The organism is Xanthocytophaga agilis (assembly GCF_030068605.1).
GTDB classification, from domain to species: Bacteria; Bacteroidota; Bacteroidia; order Cytophagales; family 172606-1; genus Xanthocytophaga; species Xanthocytophaga agilis.
The window spans coordinates 544189-566366 of the sequence record NZ_JASJOU010000004.1 but is presented as its reverse complement, the minus strand read 5'-3'; the positions used below and the strand labels follow the sequence as shown (position 1 = coordinate 566366).

Annotated in this window: 19 protein-coding genes; 11 read left to right on the top strand and 8 right to left on the bottom strand. The window is 38.0% G+C overall.

Annotated features, from left to right (window positions below):
- The first annotated feature begins 363 nt into the window (after positions 1-363).
- The 3 genes from QNI22_RS15620 to QNI22_RS15610 all read left to right on the top strand — a co-directional run bounded on the left by QNI22_RS15620 (position 364) and on the right by QNI22_RS15610 (position 3877).
- On the top strand, positions 364-1566 hold the full coding sequence (locus tag QNI22_RS15620; RefSeq protein ID WP_314511963.1) for a serine hydrolase domain-containing protein: 1203 nt from the start codon (positions 364-366) through the stop codon (positions 1564-1566).
- Between the two features lie 528 nt (positions 1567-2094).
- Positions 2095-2784, top strand: coding sequence for a hypothetical protein (locus QNI22_RS15615; RefSeq protein WP_314511961.1), 690 nt, complete (start codon positions 2095-2097; stop codon positions 2782-2784).
- A 421-nt stretch (positions 2785-3205) separates the two neighbouring features.
- On the top strand, positions 3206-3877 hold the full coding sequence (locus QNI22_RS15610; RefSeq protein ID WP_314000739.1) for a DUF4241 domain-containing protein: 672 nt from the start codon (positions 3206-3208) through the stop codon (positions 3875-3877).
- Positions 3878-4004: 127 nt separating this feature from the next.
- On the opposite strand, the gene QNI22_RS15605 is transcribed toward QNI22_RS15610, so the two are convergent.
- Both QNI22_RS15605 and QNI22_RS15600 read right to left on the bottom strand, forming a co-directional pair.
- Entirely contained in the window at positions 4005-5672 is a 1668-nt protein-coding gene (locus QNI22_RS15605) for a serine hydrolase (protein ID WP_314511959.1), read from the bottom strand.
- A gap of 25 nt (positions 5673-5697) precedes the next feature.
- The gene (locus tag QNI22_RS15600; RefSeq protein WP_314511958.1) at positions 5698-6045 is read right to left on the bottom strand and encodes a DUF6249 domain-containing protein; all 348 of its coding nucleotides are present in this window, start codon (positions 6043-6045) and stop codon (positions 5698-5700) included.
- 130 nt (positions 6046-6175) lie between these two features.
- Here QNI22_RS15600 and QNI22_RS15595 point away from each other — a divergent pair, with 130 nt between their 5' ends.
- Both QNI22_RS15595 and QNI22_RS15590 read left to right on the top strand, forming a co-directional pair.
- Positions 6176-6763, top strand: a complete 588-nt coding sequence (locus QNI22_RS15595) for an RNA polymerase sigma factor (protein ID WP_314512000.1) — start codon at positions 6176-6178, stop codon at positions 6761-6763.
- Positions 6760-7098 carry a hypothetical protein gene (locus QNI22_RS15590; RefSeq protein ID WP_314511956.1) on the top strand — a complete coding sequence of 113 codons (339 nt, stop codon included), beginning with the start codon at positions 6760-6762 and terminating at the stop codon, positions 7096-7098. Before QNI22_RS15595 ends, QNI22_RS15590 begins: the two co-directional genes overlap by 4 nt.
- Positions 7099-7238: 140 nt before the next feature.
- On the opposite strand, the gene QNI22_RS15585 is transcribed toward QNI22_RS15590, so the two are convergent.
- From QNI22_RS15585 to QNI22_RS15575, 3 genes are all read right to left on the bottom strand, one after another.
- On the bottom strand, positions 7239-8471 hold the full coding sequence (locus tag QNI22_RS15585) for a hypothetical protein (RefSeq protein WP_314511954.1): 1233 nt from the start codon (positions 8469-8471) through the stop codon (positions 7239-7241).
- 78 nt (positions 8472-8549) lie between these two features.
- Positions 8550-9332, bottom strand: coding sequence for a hypothetical protein (locus tag QNI22_RS15580; protein ID WP_314511952.1), 783 nt, complete (start codon positions 9330-9332; stop codon positions 8550-8552).
- 24 nt (positions 9333-9356) lie between these two features.
- Entirely contained in the window at positions 9357-9653 is a 297-nt protein-coding gene (locus QNI22_RS15575) for a hypothetical protein (RefSeq protein ID WP_314511951.1), read from the bottom strand.
- Between the two features lie 147 nt (positions 9654-9800).
- Between QNI22_RS15575 and QNI22_RS15570 the strand changes: the two genes are divergently transcribed.
- The 4 genes from QNI22_RS15570 (at position 9801) to QNI22_RS40290 (ending at position 14000) form a co-directional block, all read left to right on the top strand.
- Positions 9801-11342 carry an RteC domain-containing protein gene (locus QNI22_RS15570; RefSeq protein WP_314511950.1) on the top strand — a complete coding sequence of 514 codons (1542 nt, stop codon included), beginning with the start codon at positions 9801-9803 and terminating at the stop codon, positions 11340-11342.
- Between the two features lie 508 nt (positions 11343-11850).
- Positions 11851-12168 carry an HNH endonuclease gene (locus QNI22_RS15565; protein WP_314511948.1) on the top strand — a complete coding sequence of 106 codons (318 nt, stop codon included), beginning with the start codon at positions 11851-11853 and terminating at the stop codon, positions 12166-12168.
- 397 nt (positions 12169-12565) lie between these two features.
- Complete coding sequence (locus QNI22_RS15560) at positions 12566-13207, top strand: class I SAM-dependent methyltransferase (protein WP_314511946.1); 642 nt, start codon at positions 12566-12568, stop codon at positions 13205-13207.
- A gap of 526 nt (positions 13208-13733) precedes the next feature.
- Positions 13734-14000 carry a DUF6268 family outer membrane beta-barrel protein gene (locus QNI22_RS40290; RefSeq protein WP_419836232.1) on the top strand — a complete coding sequence of 89 codons (267 nt, stop codon included), beginning with the start codon at positions 13734-13736 and terminating at the stop codon, positions 13998-14000.
- Between the two features lie 196 nt (positions 14001-14196).
- On the opposite strand, the gene QNI22_RS15555 is transcribed toward QNI22_RS40290, so the two are convergent.
- On the bottom strand, positions 14197-14604 hold the full coding sequence (locus QNI22_RS15555; RefSeq protein WP_314511944.1) for an EthD family reductase: 408 nt from the start codon (positions 14602-14604) through the stop codon (positions 14197-14199).
- 123 nt (positions 14605-14727) lie between these two features.
- Between QNI22_RS15555 and QNI22_RS15550 the strand changes: the two genes are divergently transcribed.
- Positions 14728-15594, top strand: a complete 867-nt coding sequence (locus QNI22_RS15550) for a LysR family transcriptional regulator (RefSeq protein ID WP_314511941.1) — start codon at positions 14728-14730, stop codon at positions 15592-15594.
- Positions 15595-15699: 105 nt separating this feature from the next.
- Entirely contained in the window at positions 15700-16851 is a 1152-nt protein-coding gene (locus QNI22_RS15545) for a hypothetical protein (protein ID WP_314511939.1), read from the top strand.
- A 225-nt stretch (positions 16852-17076) separates the two neighbouring features.
- On the opposite strand, the gene QNI22_RS15540 is transcribed toward QNI22_RS15545, so the two are convergent.
- Both QNI22_RS15540 and QNI22_RS15535 read right to left on the bottom strand, forming a co-directional pair.
- The gene (locus QNI22_RS15540) at positions 17077-18216 is read right to left on the bottom strand and encodes a BamA/TamA family outer membrane protein (protein ID WP_314511938.1); all 1140 of its coding nucleotides are present in this window, start codon (positions 18214-18216) and stop codon (positions 17077-17079) included.
- Positions 18217-18280: 64 nt separating this feature from the next.
- Entirely contained in the window at positions 18281-20827 is a 2547-nt protein-coding gene (locus tag QNI22_RS15535; protein WP_314511935.1) for a DUF5686 and carboxypeptidase-like regulatory domain-containing protein, read from the bottom strand.
- Between the last annotated feature and the right edge of the window lie 1351 nt (positions 20828-22178).

Here is a 22178-nt window from a genome sequence, read left to right as displayed (position 1 = left end):
GCTATTTATCAATTCTATCATATGAACTCTTATGATATAGGGTTTTACCAAAAAAGCATGCCTCATCAATAGGCGTCTCAGATATTTTTTATGAATTCCAGTATTATTACTTATTATTTACACTAAAAATGTTTATTGCGTGTTGCCCTAAATAATAGATTCATGTAGCTCTTTATTAGTAGATGTTTTCACTACTAGTAGAAACCACATAGAATTTATCAGGATACTTTTAATAAATTTGAATGATGAGTCTGAAAGTATAGGATTGGTGAAACAAAACTGTATTTTTATTGTCAAAATGGAGAAAAACACCTCTTTTAGATTCCTGACAGTCCTTATTCTTAATTCTATTCAATACCAAAAGTGCATCCAACATCTCTTAAAATCCTATTCTTTTTTCTGCTCTTTCAAGCAGGATCAGCAGTCTTACTGGCACAAAATTATCGTGATTCTCTGGATCTGGAATTGACAAAATTAAGTGCAGAAGCTAAACTGCCAGGCTTGAGCGTGGTGATCGTAAATCAGGATAAAATTGTATACAAAAAATCTCTTGGTTGGGCAAACAGGGAAAACAAGAAACCCTTTACGATAAATACGATTGAGAATATCGGTTCGGTTAGTAAAACCTTCATTGCTGTTGCCCTGATGAAAGCCATTGAAAAAGGATACTTTACCCTGGAGACTGACATCAATACCATACTTCCTTTTAAGGTAGAGAATCCTTCTTTTCCCAATCAGGCTATTCTGATTAAACATTTAGTTACGCATACCTCTGGTATTATAGATAATGATAGCATCTATCATCGTTCCTATCTATTTAGGCATACTGTCACCATTGACCCTACCCTACAGACTTTCATGCAACAGTATGGGTACGTAGGCGGTATACAAGATACAACCTTACAGGGTTTTCTGCAAAATTATCTTACTCCGAAAGGGACATTGTATACACAGAAGAACTTTTATCCTTCCTCACCAGGTACCCGGTCCAGTTACAGTAATATCGGCTCCGCATTACTGGCTTATCTGATTGAAGTCAAAGCCGGAATGTCCTTTGCCGACTTTACTCAGACCAACATTTTAAAACCTTTGCGTATGCATCACTCCAGCTGGTTTCTGGAAAAGCCTATACAGAACCAGCATGCCACCCCTTATTTTACTACTGAAATTGCCATTCCCTTTTACTCATTAATTACCTATCCGGATGGAGGCTTACGTACCTCAGCACAGGACTTGAGTAACTATGTACAGGAAATGATGCGGGGTCTGGCAGGACGCTCTACTTTGCTTGATAAAGACTCATACAATTTGATGTTCACTCCAGCCTTCTCAGCAGATCATTTGCCTGAAAACTTCAGTTTAAAAAACCGTAACAAGGGAGTATTGTGGAATGTGTATAACGATGGATTTATAGGACACGATGGGGACGATCCGGGAGTAAGTACCAATATCCTGTTTACGAAACAAATGGGCATTATTCTGATGAGCAATATCTACCTGGAAGACCGGAGCAAATTTCTAACTGTTTTGAAAAAATATGGTACAAAACTTATACAGAATAAGTAGTGCCATTTTTTCAAAAAGTTTGCACCTACAATGATTGTCTGGATGCTTTAGCTATCGAAGCTGTTTAAACAAATTAGTAAATGCTGCAAAGGCATCTTTTGTGCTGCGCCTTCGCCTATTTTTCGGTCCATAGCCGCTGGCTATGCCACCTCAAAATACGCTCGTCTCGCTTCAAAATCTTGCCTTTTCGCTGCTTTAAAATTTGTTTAAACAGCTTCATCATTTGATTTAAGTAGCTGATCTGAAATCGTGCTAAATCAGGGCATATACTTTTGATTTTTTTGCTGATGTTGTCCAAAGCCTTAGCAAAACATTTATCTGAACTGTTACACATCTTGACTTCTAAAAAAAAGATAGCTTCGGCGTATACGGGTTAAAGAGGCTATTAGCCAGACTGCACGCTTACTTTTACTAAACCACATGATTACCAACCCCTTATCTTTTGCTACTAATAACAGAGATAGGGTTGTACCAGGAAGATTTAGTGGGTACACTCTTAAAAACACTATTTTTTAACACCACAAATCTATGTATAAAATCATTTTATCTGCTTGCCTGGTTTTATCTGCACTTACTCTTGCGAAAAGTCAGAGTAATTCAGTGCAGACTCCTGTGATCTATCTGATTTATCTCAAAAACGGAGGTCCATTTGACAAAGAATGCGGACTATCAATGAACAAGCCTGTCAAACAGGAAGACGCCGATGAAATTCTCAGAAGGCTGAACGAGTTTCAGAAATTGTGGGATACGGAAGGACCTGTATATCTGAAAACAGCACTCAATGAAATCCGACTTCCTTTCCCTTATAAGGAAATGCAGGCAACACTTACAGCCTGCGATTTTACAGCAATGAGCTCTCCGCTGATTATTCCTATGAAAAACTTTTTGTCTTCTGCTGAGAAACCCAGACCGCTATGGGCTTTTCCTGAAATACTTTTTCATGAGATCATGCATACCTACACCCGATCTGTATATGAGGTATCTGCTATGCGCCAGAAGTATGCATCTGAACCTGCTGTGGTACTCAATCACCTTCATGTAATGGCACTGGAAAAAATGGTCTTACTTAAAATGAATAAAACAGAGATATACTCATGGCTGGACAACCGATATCGGAATGGTATACCTGAATACAAGCGTGCCTGGGAAATTGTAAATGATATAGAAGGATATGAAGTTTTTATCAAGGAATTAAAAACACAACAATCCAGGAAATAATATTCCGATACAGTTGGTAGCTGTATTACAAAAGATTTGTAGTGCTATTTGCTAGTACTAACTGACCAGTGGGTTTGCTACATCTGAGGATATGTCTGCTATTTATCAAATTTAAGAGGAGATTGTATTTTTCTGGAACACCCCATTTTCCGAATCAGTAGAAAGATATTCAGTTGTTAAGACAGACTTAATACTACCCTATCAGAAATGACAGGCTTGGGAGCTTTTCGTTTCAGCTTGTCGCCTAAAGGCATCTGAAAATATCTTTGCGCAAAGGCTTGAGTTTCTCCCCGATTCTCTCAAAATTGTCCACACTATTGTGTAAACAGCAAATCCTAATACAGTGAAGTAGTTTAAACAAAGTCTGCCATTGCAGCTTTATAAATTACACTATAACAAGTTCAGAATTAAAAACTTTATAATGAACCACAACGACATAGAAATCTATTTTGATTTGTCTGCGTCCAATAACCTGACAAAGCTGATCGAAGTACCGATTGGAGAACTAAACCTGCCTACAGGAAGAATCATAGCAGGAGATCCTTTTTTTCTTGCGGAAGGTAAACCTTTTGTTAAAGCCGTTCCCCCTGGCAAATACCCGGTTGTGCTATATATTCGGGAGGTAGAACCTGAGCATTATCGTATTGCATTTGCCAAGATTAAGTTTAACACGGAAACAGCTACTCAATGGCTACTGGCAGTCTCTGAAGATATGGATATCGATGAACTCCAGAAGTTGGAGGAAGATGATTTTTTCGGGTTCGCAGTGGATGCCGGACTAGCTTGTTTTCTGGATGAACAAACCAATGTGTTGTATCAGCAGAAAATAAATGAGCTTCATACAAACACAGAGAAAAGTTACTATGACAATATCCTGGCAGATGAATTCGAATCGTATTCTTCTCAAAACCAGTATTCTTCCCTGGATGGGGACTGGAATAATCACTTTCCAGATCCACAATCTGATTTAAATGTGATGATGTTTGCCTCTGGCTGGGGAGATGGTTTATACCCTGCTTACTGGGGCCTGAACCACCACAAAGAGATTGTAGAACTTACCATTGACTTTATGGTGGAGAGTATAGCACAATAGACCAATACATATCCAGTAGAAACTTGTTACATAAAATCTGATTGGGTTTACTCAAACCCAAAAGTGACTACTTCGGGTAGAGGTACTATTGTCTTCACCTCTACCCTATTTATAGTAGCCCTTTTAGTTAATTGATCTTCTGTGCCTTTTTCTCACCATTCTGAAATAGAATCATTCCTGTAATTACACCTTGTTCATTTAGCGTAAATGTCAGGGTGGCATCCAGATTTTTGGCGAAAAATTTGTCTGGTGCATACGGAAGAATTTCCTGTTTCATCTGACCCCGTCCGGTTGCTTTTCCATATAATGTATTTCCTTCCAGAGTAATAGTAATAACAAATTCAGGTACAAACTGATAGGCACCTGTGTATCTTTTCAATGCCTCAACTGAAAGTAGAATGGCACTATACTTTTGAACATTTTTTTTAGTACGTTTCCAGAAGACAGGGGTACCTATACTCTGTAGAATGAATGAGCAGGAATCTGTAGTGATATCTTTAGCAAACTCCAGCGTAGCCAGTTGATTGGACAAATAAAATCTATCTTTGGCATAAGGTACTAACTCGGCTTTCCCTCCTCCTTTGGAGTACACTACCAGTCGGGTATCTTCATAGGCAATAATCCGTTCTCCCTCTGTCTCCGATTTATAAACGCCTTCATATGATGCCAGATCGATAGATGAAAGGGATATTTTCTCCCATTGATAAGGTTTATCAATAGCTACAGCTGCTATCTTTGAAACAGTATTGTCTAAGTCATATGTACCTTCGCAATTGGAAAAGATGGCCACAAATACTTTCTCTTTCGGAAGGTATAGTGAAGAAGTAGTAAATCCGTTAATAAGTCCATCATGCCGGATGCTTTTACTACCCTGGATATTTCCAATGTGCCATCCATACCCATACCCAGTCAATCTGCCATTGCTTAGTCGATAGGGAGTGTGGGCTTTCTCCAAACTTTTCTGACCAATAACCTTGTAATTCATCACTGCGGTATACCAGGTATAGAGGTCTTGCACATTACTTAAAAGGGAACCTGCAGCATAGGGTTGTGTCATACTTAAATAGTCCGCATTGGTAAAGTTTTCATCTATTTTCTGATAACCAGCTACCCGATCAGGAATCAGTCTGCCAGAGTTGTCTGCAAAAGTATGTTGCATACCCAAAGGCTTGAAAAAGCTGTCATTCAGATATTGTTCATACGTTTTGCCGGAAGCCAGCTCAATGATATAACCCAGTAAAATATAATTGGAATTGCTGTATCGGAATGCCTGCCCCGGAACAAAGTCTATTGGTTCGTTTTTGAAAAAGTTCACCAGTTCGGCAGGAGTTATATTCTTTTTACGAAAGTCAGTATTCCAGGCCGGCATACTGGTTAGATTTTTTATGCCGGAAGTGTGTGTAAGCAAATGTTCGATAGTAATAGTATAACCATGTGTGGGATAATCTTTGATAAACCGGGTGATACTGTCCTGCAAAGATAACCTGCCTTCTTCGGAGAGCTTTAGAATGGCACAGGCAGTGAACTGTTTGGTAATAGAGCCAATCCGAAACAGATAATCAGGTTTCATTTCAGCATTCAGTTCGAGGTTGGCTTTACCAAATGCTTTCTGATACAGAATCCTGCCTTCTTTTGCGACCAATACAGTGCCACCCGGACTCTGAACAGAAAACAAGTTGGTTAGTAAAATATCGAATTCTTTGGAATAGCTATTTTTTCCGGATTGAGAAAAAACATTTGGAACTGAAACGAACAGGATACAAAGATAGAAGGCTGTTAGTTTGAGTGTAGTCATAGTTGTAAGTAGTAAAGAGTAAAAATCAGTTTTTTTTCTGTATAGACTTCAGCACAAAGTAGGAGACTATCAGGCTGATACCCAAGGAAAAGAAAATGACAAAAGGGAAGATAAACCCTCTCATCGCCTCAATTTCCAGAGACCATAAATATCCTCCAAGCGCGATACCCAATGAAATGCCTGTACTTACAATACCAAGCATGAGTATAAAAGGAAAAAAATTGGGAGTATCTTTAAAGTAGTCCGGAGGCAAACCCTTTTCTATAACACTCATCCGTTCTTTGTTACGGGCAGTAATATAATAGTAAGCTATACCAAAAATTGCCAGAATAAGTGGTAAAGCAATTAATACAATGGCTGATGTTACTTGCATATAAATAGATATGTTTTGTTATTTTTCACATAAGACTATACGTATCACCGAATGGTCACATTAGTAGGATGTATTTTATTAAAAAAGAAAATGTGTGACCAATCGGATAGATCAATAGTCTAATACATTGATGACACAATCAGGCGATACTATACAGGAACACCAGATACTGGAAAAAGCAATCCGTGGGGACAGGCAGGCACTGACCTATCTGGTAAAAACGTATACTAATATGGCCTATACCATTGCATTGAAGATTGTTCACAACAAAGAAGATGCAGAAGAAGTGATGCAGGATGCCTTTGTGAAAGCGTTTGCCTCCCTTAACAAGTTTAATAAGACATCAAAGTTTTCTACCTGGCTTTACCGCATTGTGTATAATACTGCATTAACCAAACGAAAGTCTCAGCCTATAAATCACATTGGGATTGAGTCAACTCTATTGCAGAATTCATTAAAAACAGAAGTGCATGTTGAATGGAATGATCTTCAGAACCAGGACCGAAAAAAATATGTTCAACAGGCACTAAGCCACCTGATGCTTGAAGACTATCTGGTTGTGACATTGTATTACATGGGCGACAAAAGTATTGCCGAAATCAGCGAGATCATGGACAAGAAAACGTCGGCAATCAAGATGCAGTTGCTAAGAGCCAGAAAGCAACTGGAACAGGAATTGAAAAGAGTGTTAGATGAGGAAATAAAAGATCTGTTATGAAAGAAACCAGACTTAGAGAAGACCCACTGCGGACAATTCTGAAACAAGAGGGTATGGAAGTTCCATCTGATTCTTTTTCAGATCAGCTCACCTCTCTGATTATTGACACCTATCAACAGGAACAAATTGCAATAGTCAGTACGAAAGAACCTGCAATGACAGGTTGGCCAGGACAAATTATTGCAGCAATGTTAGCTGGAATTGTTCTATGGTCTTTCTCTATGTTAGATACGGTCCAGATAAAGGCTGTTGTGATAAGCTCTCTGCTGGCATTAATACTCGGTATAGGTATTTTGATCCAAATGGCCAAAAAGATACTCCTGTCAAAGATATAGCAGGAGTAATTGTATGATATGTGCTGGTATCAGGTGAAGGAATAGCATGCAATACTGTTCAGAGATAACCTTGACTACTACACTTTATAGCTCTCACATTGATTATAAACCTTTTGAGATATGAGAACAACCTATCCTTTTTATTCTGATATACTGGTGATTCGTATTATATGGTGATACGGATCACTATCTTTTTTAAACCGATCAATCTGATCTTCTGTTATCAATAACAGTTGTTTCTCTGACTCGACTAAAAATGGGACACCATCTCGTATATAATCGTATTCAAATTCTTTCTGGTACACTAAATCACCCTTTTTATTTAACTCAAACAGAGATCCACTTCCTTCACTAGTGGCAAGTGGATGTACTACTCCTGTGAACAAATAATTACCGTTCGAGGATTCTACAATATCACCCGTTCCCAGATATGCATGTCGAAAAAATACTTTTTGCCATTTTATATTCCCAGTTTGGTCAAGAACAACTACCTTAAAAGAATATATATCTTGTCCGTAAGGTGAAACAATCTGTCTGCCATAACAAACCAAATCACCTTTACGAGTCAGCAAAGTTGGTCCTGGATAAAGATCAGTATATGTTTTGGTCCAGAGAGCATCTCCTTGCTGGTTCAGTTTTAACAGCCAAAGTAAATTGTAAGGGTATTTAGATGTAGGATGATATTTCCAGGTTGTTAGAAAGTAGGTTCCATCTGCTGAAGGGATAAGAGAAACAGGATTGCTACATTTTTCTGCCGGAATAAACTTCTCCGTAAGCATCTTACCATCCAGAGTAAAACGCATAATGGTGAGACCATTCATTTTGTATTTCCTATTCAATTGATTACCTATCACAAGCAATTCTTTGTTAGGAGTCAATGTTAGAACTGTGGAAATATCCGCACGTTTGGGTTTATCAATTCTTCGTGACCATATAAGCTTCCAATGTTTGTCATATCTATTTAGAAAATCTCTCGTGTATTTTCCGCCATTTAGCAAAGCCGTAGTAATCACATAGTAGCTATCTTCACTTTCAACATAGTTTCCCAAATGGTATTCAAAAGAAACAGGTATACTGCTGATTGTATCTCCCTGTGGGTTGACTTTCAGAAAGTAATACCTGACATTTCTTTTAGCTTCTTCCTTTGTATTGACTTTCTGAGGATCTACTTTTATATAAAAGAGGAAGTTGTTGTCATTTGTCTTTTTATAACTTATTATGTCATTATCATAGCCAAAAGAAACGGTCCTCTCACGTATTTTTTGATACTTCTGCTTCCCTTTCTGGCTATCCTTGCTTTGTGTTTCTTTTTCCTGTTTGGCACACGCACTCACTAATACGAATATAATTACACTGACCGATAGACTTTTCATAGGTAGCTGAACAAATAACACACTAATTATGAGGCAACGTTACTGAATCTAATGAAATTAAGCATTTGTATGTACCTGTCAGAACTTGAATTCTTTGGTAATTTCACTAATGTTCTCTGAACCAATATAACAACCTTGACAAGTATACACTCTGCCTTTTTTATGAGTCACAAATTGTATTTGTTGTAATTCCTTTTGGGTTAGTGAGATACCCTGCTTTTTGAGTTGATAGAGTCCATCTATGGCATATACCTGTTTTTCAGTATTTGGTGAATGCAGCCATTGTAACAAACTATCTTTGTCCTTATTTTGTACAAATACTTCTATCTGTTTTCGTCCTTCAGGAGGTATTCCGGACCTGTAACAATGCTTCCCATAAGTGAGGTCATGTGTAAAAAGATCATTTTCATCAAGAACTGTTTGAAATAAGGTTTTAAACTCGTTTTTAAAAAGCTTGTATAAGCTATCATCCTTAAATGAATCGATGGTTTCAAAATACGGAACCCAATTATTCTCTACTTTGTGGTTCTTCTCGACACTCAGATTATAAAAACATATTGTTTCCTTAGCAAGAATAAAGGCAACGCGGAAGGTATAGATAGTTTGTGTATTAAGATCATTTTTATTGGACACCCACTCCTCCATATGATATACACCTTCCTGATAACCAGGTGTTACATCCCGTATATACTCCCAGCCAGCCTTTCGGTTTTTAGTATTGTGGTTTATTCTGTCAGTGTATTGTCGCAATACAGTAAGATTCTTCTTCTTAAGAACTGCCATTAATTCATTCTGCACCTGACCAAACAAGTGATGGGTTAGGAGAAGACTAAAAATAACAAAAAATATATGTCTGTTCATAGTAATATAGCCAGTTAATACTTTTCAGGAAGTGCTGTCTCTCTTTAAATCATTCTTTTCTATCAAACCCGTTCCTAAATAGATTGCCCCTGAAACCAATGCACCAATACATAGGATATATGTTCCAGTTCCAATCAGAATGTAACTCAGCACAGTCAAAATGAATCCACCAATCAATAAAACACTACCAATCATAATATTTTGTTCTGCTTTCTGACGTCTTTGTTTTCGTTTCTCTTTTTGTAGAAACAGGTAATCATGATAAAATCTGTCGGCCAGCCTATCCAGTTCTGTTTCTATCGCATTTTTCTCTCTTAACATAGTAATGACTTTCAGCTTTTGTCTTACCTGACGTATATAGTTCGAGGGCTCTGCGCTGGCAATACTTTTCTCTATACATGGAATGTTGTTTTAATGCAGCTAAATTTGCGTCTAGATACTAAATTGCTATCAGATAAAAAAGATTTTATGCACCGCTATTTGTACAAAACCGGAAATACAGAATTTGATCTATGGGACATCGGAGATGAGTCTGAGCAGATTTATGACCTTAAATTTTTAACCAAATTATCTGGTTATATACCTGCTCATACAAGCGAAGACTTTCTGGAATACCAGTTACAAAATAGTTCTAATCCTGTTAGATTCTTGTATCGTCTTATTAGCAATGTTCTACCTGGTGATAACTTTAATGAGACAAATACATGTGTTGGAACAGAGTATATGAAACACGAAAATTGTCAGTATGCATCGGAATGGGCAGAAGATAAAGTCAACACCACAAACATAAAGTTTCATTATGCGTTTGGCTACAAAGAATACAGCATCATTGATAATGGAGCAGAAGACCAATTTGTCTATGACGTGGAGTTTTTAAAGAAGCTCTCTTCTTATCACCCTCCATCCAAATGTATAGATTTTCTGGAATACCAGTTGGGATTTTCAGATAATCCCTATGCATTTCTTAAACGTCTTATAGAGTATGTGCTCACAGATCCTGTGTTTGTAAAGATTGCTTGTGGGGATACCTATATTTCCCGAGAACATAAACAACGTGCCAACCTATGGGCAGTAGAGAAACTGGAGTCAACACCTGTACAATCTTCTGTTATCAATGGATACAGTGTAGGTGATATGGAATATGATATTGAGGAAATAAACGGAAAATACACCAGTTATGATGAATCTTTTTTAGTAAAGCTAGGGTCCCATCACCCTCCTCATGCAGCTGAACCATTTCTTACCTACCAGCTTTCACAAACAGCAAACCATTTTAACTTTCTACGAAATCTTACAGACTACGTCTTGACCTCTGGTGACTTTGCTTCTCTTTCAGAATATGCCCATCTCACTCATGATCACACAGTATTTGCATTGGAATGGGCGAAAAGCAAAAAAGCGTGTTGTGAACCAATGCAATCTGCTTTTGAGAAAGCACTAGCCAATAATATGCATGAATCAAAAGCGAGGAAGATTCTGGAATATGCTCATGAAAAAGGAAATATCTTTGCGATAGAGGTAAAATCAAAAGGCTTGTTCGTAGCTCTTACTAACCTTACGGCTCAATCCGAAATGTTTCAGGATGCTCTAAGTAAGTCTATTTTTCTGGAATCGCTGAAAGGCCTCATTCCCGAGTATGTGAATTCGAAAGTAGAACAAAAAGCAATAGATCAGGTCTTGACAGAGGCTATAGCAACTATTAAGTCTTCAGATGAGCGATTGCACAAAGATAAATTGCACAAAGATAAAGATCTCCCAACTATACAATGGACTGGTAGCCACACTGAATTTATAGAATTGGTCTATGCACTTATTGAAAGTGGAAAAATCAGCTATAAAACAAAGGAAGATGCATTACATACGTTTCAGCAGTTTTTTAGACTATCGGTTCTTAACCGCAGTCAAGCCTTGCAGGCTATCAAAACCGGATATTCCAATGATAACCCAACTTCTTTGTTAGATAAACTTCAAACCACACTTAAAAACTATCTGACTAGAGAAGAAATATGATTTGGGTTCTGATCTGAAAGATATATGTGCACTGAAGAAGTAACCGGAAGTATGGTCACTGGCACAAGTGAACAAAATACCAGTCACAAGAAAACTTGACCGGAACTCCGGTCAAAGGAAAAAATGAACAGAGTTCGAATATTTCTTCAATGTGACTGGAATACCGGTCAAACTAAAAAACGACCGGAACTCCAGTCAAAATCAAAAGTAAACAGAGTTCCAGTCATTTTGTAAACTGATTCGAACTATGGTCAATTGCCTTGCTCAACAGTTGCCTGATCACCTAGGCTTCGATAATGAAAGTGACCATACTTCCAGTCAACCTTGGTAATTGAACGGAAGTCCGGTCCTAATGAAGAGATAATGTACACATAGGTTGATATATAGAAAAGTGACTTTATTCATCAAAACCTCACTCTGGCTTATCAATAAGGAAAGATTGTACTAACTTTAATTTTTGGTATTCTAATACAGAAACCAAAGAAAGATATAGTAGATAACCAGAAGCATGAGCAAAAAGGAAATCAGACAACAGTTTCGAAATTCAGTTTTTAAGCGGGATAACTTTACCTGTCAGGTTTGTCATACCCAACAACCAGAGGAATTGCTGGATGCACATCATATTACTGACAGAAATGAAATGCCCAATGGTGGCTATGTTGCAGAAAATGGTATAACGGTCTGCAAAGGTTCTTGTCATATGAAAGTTGAAAAGTTTCATATCTCAGAGGGTAAGGAATGGGAGCCCAATCTTCACCCGGATGATCTATACAAACGAATCGGTTCAAACAAAGAACTGGCTATCCAAAAAAGCGAAGCATTGTAAGGTTTCTGGATATGAAAACACGAAACTCCTAAAACTTGTCTAAAATAGACGGAAAAACTTCTCTAGTGATTAAATCAGATGAAGGTTATGTCCTAAAACCATAAACAAATGGATCAGAAAATACAATACTTATATAACTACCTATAAACCCTATAATTTATGACCCTTCCTAAAATAGGTAAACTGCATTACATAAACGTTAGTTAGCAATGAATATATAAGAAGATCGTGGCCAGAATGTAAGGACTAGTCATTTTACATATACTGCTACGTACAGTGGTTTTGCTGTCTACTAAAAGAATACGTATACATCCGAACCTGAACTCATATGCAAACTCTATTGACTAAAACAAGCTGATTAAATAGGGTATAGCACAAACAGATAGCAACCAAACCTATGCAGGAACAAAAAGACATTATCAATTATTATGACAAGATAGCGACAAATTATGCAGCTAAATCCCAGGATGAATTCGCGCTTAATCTGTTTGAACGAGTTTTAGTAAGAGAATTTGCATTAGAAATCCTCCACAAAGGCAAAGTGATCGATATAGGGTGTGGCCCCGGACAGATTACTGACTTTTTATCCAAGCATGAACTCACTCATCTGGTGGGTATAGACAGTTCTTCTCAAATGGTACGTATTGCTAAAGAGCAATATCCCCTGCTGCAATTTGAGGTGGCTGACCTCTTACATCTACCCTATCCGGATCATTCTTTTGGGGCTGCCCTTGCTTTTTACTCCATGATCCATTTTGATGAGAAGCAATTGAGAACCGCATTTCAGGAAATTAAAAGAATCTTGTCTGCCAATGGACAATTCCTATTGGCTTTTTATACAGGTGATTCAATCAAACATTTGGACCAGTATCTAGATACCCCGGTCAGCATTGATTTCTATTTTTATGAAATCGGGCATATCATGGAATTACTGATGTCACTTGGATTTGAAATCATAGATGTAATGGAACAACCAAATCCTTCGGCTCTGGAAAAGGGGAGTAAACGAGCCTACATCTGGTCACAATATACCCCTTAACTCCTTTTACTCTGCAACGGTCTGACTCGGATAAAATGCTTCGGAAGAATCCAACAAACCTATACTGGAAGTAATGCTGGATTACAGCTATTCAGATGAAAAATCATTTGGAAAACTATTTATAGGATTCGTTGATCTATTGCCAGTGGATTAGAAGGCTAAACACAACATTGACGATAACCATGTATAAACACACCTCGTTAAAAATAGTATCAGGAAGATGAAACATATGAATATCAAATTGAAAAGGTAACAAAGAGAGCAATTTTAACAGTAAGAGCTGAGGTACATAAAAAAATAAAATACTATTATTACTTATAGTCAATGAAGGTCGTTAATTCTAACAGCGATAATCGTGTCATATCTGAGACAGAGAACATTTCAGAGAACGACTTGTCGTTTCAAGCGTATAGTAAACTAAAACACACCAGCAATGAGAGTTTTTGAAAAATAGTGCCCATGAAATCAGGTATAATGCACTCATCTTGCCAGACACCATGTAAATGTGTTAGAGAACATTTAAAAGATAGATACCGCTACCGGAAAAGTAAAATTACTGAATGGGGCATTTTTTGGAAAGACAACTCCTTTCTCAAAGTCGGGATATAATAAACAAATACTCCCTGATGACCTGCATTCCATTAGTGCTTACATTTCCTACTATTCATCAATGAATAATACATGGACCTATACGCTATTTCTTACTTCAGTGCTAACTACAGATTTTATTTCTGTTGATTACAACGATCTCTCTTACAGGTGGTGTACAATTTATCAGGCATTAATCTGGTAGAGCTTAAAAAGTGCTGATGAGAAAAAAGTAGCATCGATATCTATTCCTCCATTTCATTCCTGGAAAGTTACCTCTGGCGTATATTTTTGGAATCTTGGTATACACACCTGTGTAACAACACAAAACACGCTTTGCATATTTTGTGTTGAAAGAGCATCCGTCAGCGGGTTAGCAGCCACTTGGTGAAGGCAGATGTTTACTTTACCACCTCACTCACCAGAATGACAGGACTGATATTGGTATAATTTGCAAAATCCGCACGAATAGCATCTCTATTCGGCCCAATAGCTGCCTGATAGTCGCTTAGGCTTTTTACATAAAAGGTGCCAATAGCCATGTAAGGCAGTGGCTGATTAGGAATACCACTGGCAATCCCTTTTTCAATAGTGTATTTAATCAGATTTGATCCTAAAAACCCAGCTACCATCGGCATGTGCTTGGTTTCATAATACTCCATATTAAAGGTTTTACCTTCAGCATACGGGTACATGATGGATATTTTAATGAGACCTTTTTCAACAACAGCCATGTTTTGCTTTTTTTGGCTAAAGGCAGTAAAATAAGTAGTTAAAAGGAGAAGCGATACAATTAGTTTTACTTTCATAAGTTGTTTATTTAAGTGGTAAAATGGTAGATATGAGTATTGTTACGTAAATATTAAAATATTGCCTTTATTCACAAAACGTTATTATTCGATGAAAACAATCGAAAAAACCGATTTAGAACTATGGAATTAAGACAGCTCAACTATTTTTTAAAAGCCAAAGAGTTATTAAACTTTACGGAAGCTGCAAAAGCTTTGAATATCAGTCAAAGCACCTTGTCACAGCAAATCAAGCAACTCGAGGATGAACTAAATGTTCCTTTATTTGACCGTATCGGAAAAAGAATTAAACTCACCGAAGCTGGTAATCTGTTTAGTGAATATGCGTTGCAGAGTATAAATAAAGCAAATGAAGGGTTATTGCTTTTACAGGATTTAAAAAATCTGAATACAGGAAAAATCACTATTGGTGTAATTTACTCCATGCGAATTCTATTTGCCAAAACATTAATACAGTTTGCCAGTGAGTATCCAAATATCAAAATCCAGGTGGTATTTGGCACCACAAAAGATCTTCTTGAAAAACTCAACTCACATCATTTTGACTTTGTTCTGACATTCCATGAAAAATCCGACGAAGCTCATTTGAAATATCAGACACTTTTGAAGTCAACTATGGTGCTGGTGACTGCTAAAAAATCATCATTGGCTCACAAAACCACTATATCTCTTAATGAAGTGGCCGAGCTTCCATTGGCTTTGCCTTTCAGTGGTTACAGTACTATACAATTTTTTGAGGAATCGTTCAGTCAAAAAAATCTGGCCCCGAATATTTGCATGGAAATAAATGATATACCTACTCTGTTTGAAATAGTAAAAACAGGTAACTGGCATACCATATTGAGTGATACCAGTGTAAATGATCCTGATGTAGTGGGTATCCCTATTGATGGAAAAAATATGAGACGAACTATCATGATCGTTTCTCTCAGAGATGCCTATGAAAAGAAAGCTGTGAAAAAATTGTATGAGATGCTGACTAAAACTTAACATCTTTATGTCATCGCTCATTGCCTCTGTGGTCGTTTTTACTAGAACTGCGATAGATAGTCCTATCAAATAAGTAGTTATGGTTTTCGAATAAACTATTGATATATGGGTAAGCACGTTTCTGTACAAGATTTAAAACAAATTGATTGGTCTACACTTAGTCATGCTTATGACGACTCTGCCGAAGATGTTGCCTACAATCTGGAAATTCTGCTGACTCTCTCATCTGGGGAAGAAGTGTTCGAGCAGGCTCTTTCGGAGCTTTACAACTCCCTCTCCCATCAGGGCACTATCTACGACTCCACCGCTGCGGCAATTCCTTTTCTGATAGCAGCTCTGGATCACTGTCCTTCGTCTTGCAAACCAACTCTGGTCAGACTGCTGGGAAGTATTTCAGAAGGTATGGTTTATCGGGCTCAGCATGAGGATGTCTACACACGCTTTGATGCACAACTGGCGTGGGTGAATGATGGCATTGAAGCATTGTGGAAAGGATTTGATTCGCTGACATTTCTACTGACAGATCCTATAAAGGAAGTCAGGATTCAGGCTCCGTATCTAGTTACCAATCTGCTGAGCAAGTCGGAAGACTTCAGACCAGTTGCGTACCGGAACAAAAGTCTGGATATGGCATTCGCCCTCAGGATCAGTCAGGAATTGTTGCCGACAGAACCTGATTCTTTTGTCCGGTGTAGTTTTGTGTATTCATTAGGCCACACAGCCTTCAATTACCCGGATAGTCTGGAAATTTTACGACAGCTATTGCAACAGACCGGCGATGCAAGGGTCCGAATTTGCACAGCGCTCAATCTGGCCATGCATCAACAGTATGAAGATGCATTGGAGCCACTCACTACTACCTTGCAAAATTGTGCTATAACAGATAGACTTTTCTTCAACGAACTTCCCTGGTTTTCAGGCTGGTTACGTTTCCAGCTTGTCTATTCACTGAGCAGTTTTCCGTTTGGGTATCTGGATCAGATTTTACCAGCATTCCTCCAATCAATTAAAGCGGCCAGCGCCAACACTACTGAAATAGAAATCAGTCCTATTCTAAGGTATGTATTTCAAGGTCGAAAAGTAGATCTATCCAAGGGATTGGCCGAACTTAGCGTACCAGAAAGAACGATTTTACGGGCTATCTATGCCAATTCTGCCATCTTAGGCACTCCTATCGGCAATGTTGGCCTAACTTTGCGAAACAGCATTGGCCTGGAAGATAAAAAAGATGTATGGAAACAATTGCTTGGGCTATAAGGCTTGGGGGCGGACACATAAGCTTTACTCAATTAAAATATCCTGTACTGATAAAATAGTAAGAAATTGAAGGAGCCTATCCTACCTTTACCTGAGGTTTTTCAACCTGTAGTTGTGGTACTTAGATCACTTCTACATCCTGTACATCCATGATTTAAGAAGACTCTTTATCTTTAAAAGTTTTATAAAGGAACAAGCCCTCTTATCCAAGTATTCGAGATTCAATTAAAATGCTTCTGCTATACTCACATAAAACCCATTCGATTTTCGTCCGGAAGCTACATCCAGGCGAATACTAAAGTTCTGCTTTCGAAGCATTCTCACCCGAATCCCTCCCCCAACAGCACCTTTCGTATCTGCAAAATCCATCTCACCAAGAGTTGAAGCAACCTTTCCTACTCCTCCGAAAACAGCTACTCCTAACCGGGGCCAGATAAAGTAACGCAGCTCTCCCTGAATAACCCAGGCATGGTTATCACGAAACCGGCCAGTATAATATCCTCTCAGTGTGCGGTTACCTCCTAATTGCGCCATTTGTTTAAATGGCGTTTCGCCCTCATTGATGGTAACAAGTACCTGTGTTGCTAATGTGAACTTTTTAGTGAGGGAATAATATTTACGCAGATCAAGTTTATAGGAGTGAAAGTGGGAATTTCCACCCAGAAGAGAGTGATAATACAGATTGGAAAACTCCAGATAGCCACCTCTCGAAGCTGACAATACATTATCACGACTATCATAAAGCAGCATCAGTCCCAAACCTGATGAAGTACTTCCGTTAAATCCGGTTACATTGCCTTCATTGTATTGAGAATTAGCATCAAAGTGAACATCAAATACTTTATAGAATTGATATTGCAATCCGGCAAACCATCTTTTATGAATCTTTCGAAGTATCCTGTTATGAAATTGAAGTGTTTTATAAGCAATAAATTCCCTGTTATGTATCTGGTCGATGCGGTTGTTTCCTACACCGAAAAAATAATCCGGAAACTTTGAATACACAAAACCACCATTAATGATATAGTTTTCATTGTGTGTAAAAATGGTATAGGTTGGATCAATAAGAAGTTGCTTACGTTCGGTATATACAATTGAAAAATCAACAGCAGAAACCCGCGCCGACGCATTGACTCTAAATAAAAACAAATTCAGTATACCAAAAGCCGTTTTGGTTTCAGGGGTATAATACAAAGTAGGCAAGGGCAGAACCTTCAGTTTAAATACGTTCGTATCTTTGCCTGCTTCGGTAAGGGTATCTTTAGCAGTCTGAGCATACGTACCAATGGAAGTAAAGGAGATAAGTGTACTAAAAATATACCCAATAGCAGTCCAGAGATAGCAGATATGTGCTATTTTATTCATTGTTTCAACGGGTTCAGAAAGCTTTTTTACATACTGTAAGTATAGTAGCAGTAGTGCTACTGCTTTAAAAATGAAAATGTACAGAGGCCTTAACTCCGAATGGATGGACATGTGGATGGTTAAGGTATGTAAGTCGGTGAAAGGCTTGAATACGAAGTACCCGGAAGATATTATCAATGCCATATCCCACTTCTACATAGGGAACAGAAGGCCTGAGCCTGCCAAATTCAAGTATCCGGTTTTCATCCGGATCCGTTGCCGGAACTACATTTTTATTTTCAGACCGCTGTCCACCGTATAAAATATTGGCAGAGGCAACCAAACGCCATCTGAGTTTTTGTATACCTGGAATGCGGTTAAATAACCAGCCTTCGAAATTATGATCCCACATCAGCGAAGCATACTGATCACTGACAAACTCAAAGAATCCCATCATATTATAGGAAAACCGGTTATAGAGCAGATTGCGGACACCCCCTCCTCCCAGATGTGTAAACAAAAGAGGATAAGGCAAACGTGAAGGGGTATATCCTACTGAAAGCCGATAGTTAGAACGGCCAAACTGGCCTACCCTTAATGTCTGAAAAGCAGAAGCAGAGAATTTATCATAGCTAAAATCCCCACCTAAAAACCCTTTCAGACCTTTTGTATACCGGAAAGTAAGCACAGGCGTACGTTTGGTCCCTAAAGTAATGCGTTCATTTCCATCCATCACATAGGTCTCATTTTTAGCCACACGTAGTTCAAGTTCTATGCGATTGTCTTGAAATTCATGCCTCAGATGTGTATCGCCATTGACAGGATAGTAGCCAAAATTGTAATAAGGTAAGCCTACAGGGTTAAAGTGACTTCCTACAAATGCAGCAGAAAGTATGATTCCTTTTATGGGTTCAGATTTGACAAATACCTTATTCTCCGTCTGGTAAAAACTACCACGCGAACCGAAACGAGTGAAAGCATAAAACAGTTTGTTATTTCCGATTATTTCCTGTGTAATACCCACCCGCTCAATATCAAAGGAATGACTCATGCCGATGACTGTCCACCGCCGACGTGATAGGATATGGTTGATTTCTCCAGCATACTTAAGTTTATGATCAGAAAATCCATACCCTATATATCCACGTAAAATCCACCGTTTACTAAAATCAGTATTGGTACGGAAGCCGACACGGGTTCGAACTCCTTCCACGGGATTATACGCAATCATACTCAGATAGGGCCCAATATCGAGTATGCCCACCTTTTTCCAGCCATTGACAGCCAGATCCACTATCTGTACATAGGTACGTACTACGGGTATATCTCGTACTGAATCAATCATCGCCAATGCCTGCTGATCTTCTGCACTAAGCGAATCATGACGGGCTTCATCCCAGTATTGTGGCGTATGGTCAGCAAAATCCTCGGCCATCTCTACAGGCAAATCATAAAAGCTTAAGGGTTTAGGTTGATTCACAACCATGTTTCGGTTGGATACATATAACTTAGCCAGCATTCCGGCTGAGTTTTTAGAAACCTCAGCAATGTCGAAGGTGGTCCGAATTTTAGCAGGCAGCCAGGCACCTTCGGCGGTAGGCTGCATTTCCTGCTGAATTTTAATTTTTTCAATATAATTCAGGTTGGCTTGTTTGCCAATGGTAGCATCAATGGGGTATAAGGCATTGGTTTTCTTATCAATCCACATCTTACCAGTAAAAGCCAGATCCTGTGCTACCTTAGGTTCAAATTCAATCTCATAGCAAAATACGCTATCCATCCACAGACTATCAGCTAGAAAATACTTATACACACCTTTCCAGTTTTCGCCAATGGGAGAAGCAAAATCCTTCTGGACAATATTGACATAGCTTTCATAAAAGTTATAGTTCTGAAATGAATTGCCAATCAACTGAGAAACAAAGCTTCCATCCTTTACCCCTACTCCTGATACTTTGGTTTTACGGATATATTCCTTTTTCCGTTGAGGAGAATTTATATAGTACACATCCGATATGGATTCAGATAAAAACATAGGTAGTACCGGCTGCCCGTCCTCCCCAGCCAGTTTATCAAATTCATCAATTACCTTGGTAATCTTTTTAACCACTTTCCGCTTTTTAAACTTTTCAGATAGGTTATCTACATCCACTTCTATTTTACTGTAACTTTCATATTGGTAAGCAGCCAGTCGTTTAGGATCATTCCGAAACCGATTTTCCCTAACCCGTCTTAGTATTGCAAAAGCAGGGTTTTCACCTGCACTTACCACCACCTCGATAAGTTGTGTAACAGAAGGAACCAGTTGTATATTGATTGTCTGGGTTGTCTGAGTTGGATCAATAGACTTTGTCTTAATAGTATATCCTACGGATGTGATAATGAGAGAATCTGTTAACTTTTTGGCTTTAATAGTATAAAATCCTTCAAAGGAAGTACTCACGCCAATAGTAGTCCCTTTAAGTGCTATGCTGGCAAATGGAATGGGGTCACCTGTCTGGGCATCGGTGATCTTTCCAGTAATAGTATATTGTGCCTGCAGCGGATTACAAAGAGTAGAAAATGATACAATGACAAAACAAAATAACAAACCTGACAGCTGTTGTCTCAACCAGCAGAAAATCAATTGCATAAATGTATAATTAAAATTAAACGGGTTTTCATAGTTAGTTGTACTAATCAATTTATAGTTGCAAGGAAATCTGTGGACGCAGCTTCTCCTATGGAAGAAAAACTCCTATCCATTTTTAACTCATCAACATATATCCACCCAAAAGCACTGACTTCTAAGCTCTCCGATACACGTTGAGTTACATTTGATTTTTATTGAGCAAGTGGTGCAAAATAAGAGCAATTGAACTGCTTAGGATTATAATATTGACTGAACTAGCGAAAACTATTCCTGAAAAGACAAATTAGTATCACTAACTGGAAGTAGTCATAGCTGAACCAGGATAGCTGAACAATCAATCGCAATGATATTTTTTGGTTGGGGCTTGATAAGAGAATTAAGCATTCACATTTTTCGTATTTTCTTCAATTGGAAGAGTTGCCGTTTATTGAATTATTTGAGCAACCTTCACTGAGTAAGTATTCAAGAAATTGTTGTTTGTTTTTTGTTTTTAAAGTAAACAATGAGTTGAGCAATTTGATAATCAACGATTGATCTGTTGAGTTTTCGACTGGCATGATCGAATCTTCTCTGATTTGAGATGAATTACTCTCCCGAAGTTTACTTTCTTATTCAACTGTCGATTTCGCTGATTCGGTTTAGTACCTAAGCAGCTCCCCAATAACTCCATATATTTTGTTAAGTAACTCATAAAACTGACCCTAAGTATGAAATAACTCAGACGGTTTATCATTACTGTACTAGTGTTGATTAGTGTAGTGATCTTGATTACCCAAACACTTTTCAAAAAACACAAGCCACTACCGATAAAATCACAGCTAAACAACAACAAATATCTTTAATAGTTTTTTGAGAAAAAAATGTATGTAAGTATATTACTAAAAGGTTATTTTCTTGAAAAAGCCACATACATTTCATCATCTTACCCAATACAAAAGAACCACTTAAAAGCATTTCTTTGCTGTCCACCTAAACGTTAGTAATAGAGGTATAATCTACCCTTGATTGTGTTCTAAAGCTGACATTATTAAAGCTCTTTATAAACATATCAATTCTGATACGGCTTCGCATATCTATTCTGAATAACTAATACGAATGGGAAGCGAGTTACCACCAACATTGAGTTAGTACTTACTTATTGTGTATAGTTTTATGACCGACAGTTTATCACCACAATCATGTAACGCATGATATCTTATCTCGGTTTGAAAAGCTAGTAGCGGTCTATTTTGGATCTGATCAACCACAAACCATTGAGATACCCTCAGTCACATACTGAGCAGAAGAACTCCATTTGTTGGCTAACTACTTTGGAGATTTGATTAAGAAACAGACAGGAGAAGATGCTGAA

Excerpts from the sequence above, each read along its gene's own strand:
- QNI22_RS15615 (WP_314511961.1), top strand. The coding sequence starts at position 2,095 with ATGTATAAAATCATTTTATCTGCTTGCCTGGTTTTATCTGCACTTACT.
- QNI22_RS15610 (WP_314000739.1), top strand. The coding sequence starts at position 3,206 with ATGAACCACAACGACATAGAAATCTATTTTGATTTGTCTGCGTCCAAT.
- QNI22_RS15605 (WP_314511959.1), bottom strand. The coding sequence starts at position 5,672 with ATGACTACACTCAAACTAACAGCCTTCTATCTTTGTATCCTGTTCGTT.
- QNI22_RS15600 (WP_314511958.1), bottom strand. The coding sequence starts at position 6,045 with ATGCAAGTAACATCAGCCATTGTATTAATTGCTTTACCACTTATTCTG.
- QNI22_RS15595 (WP_314512000.1), top strand. The coding sequence starts at position 6,176 with ATGACACAATCAGGCGATACTATACAGGAACACCAGATACTGGAAAAA.
- QNI22_RS15590 (WP_314511956.1), top strand. The coding sequence starts at position 6,760 with ATGAAAGAAACCAGACTTAGAGAAGACCCACTGCGGACAATTCTGAAA.
- QNI22_RS15585 (WP_314511954.1), bottom strand. The coding sequence starts at position 8,471 with ATGAAAAGTCTATCGGTCAGTGTAATTATATTCGTATTAGTGAGTGCG.
- QNI22_RS15580 (WP_314511952.1), bottom strand. The coding sequence starts at position 9,332 with ATGAACAGACATATATTTTTTGTTATTTTTAGTCTTCTCCTAACCCAT.
- QNI22_RS15575 (WP_314511951.1), bottom strand. The coding sequence starts at position 9,653 with ATGTTAAGAGAGAAAAATGCGATAGAAACAGAACTGGATAGGCTGGCC.
- QNI22_RS15570 (WP_314511950.1), top strand. The coding sequence starts at position 9,801 with ATGCACCGCTATTTGTACAAAACCGGAAATACAGAATTTGATCTATGG.
- QNI22_RS15565 (WP_314511948.1), top strand. The coding sequence starts at position 11,851 with ATGAGCAAAAAGGAAATCAGACAACAGTTTCGAAATTCAGTTTTTAAG.
- QNI22_RS15560 (WP_314511946.1), top strand. The coding sequence starts at position 12,566 with ATGCAGGAACAAAAAGACATTATCAATTATTATGACAAGATAGCGACA.
- QNI22_RS15555 (WP_314511944.1), bottom strand. The coding sequence starts at position 14,604 with ATGAAAGTAAAACTAATTGTATCGCTTCTCCTTTTAACTACTTATTTT.
- QNI22_RS15550 (WP_314511941.1), top strand. The coding sequence starts at position 14,728 with ATGGAATTAAGACAGCTCAACTATTTTTTAAAAGCCAAAGAGTTATTA.
- QNI22_RS15545 (WP_314511939.1), top strand. The coding sequence starts at position 15,700 with ATGGGTAAGCACGTTTCTGTACAAGATTTAAAACAAATTGATTGGTCT.
- QNI22_RS15540 (WP_314511938.1), bottom strand. The coding sequence starts at position 18,216 with ATGAATAAAATAGCACATATCTGCTATCTCTGGACTGCTATTGGGTAT.
- QNI22_RS15535 (WP_314511935.1), bottom strand. The coding sequence starts at position 20,827 with ATGCAATTGATTTTCTGCTGGTTGAGACAACAGCTGTCAGGTTTGTTA.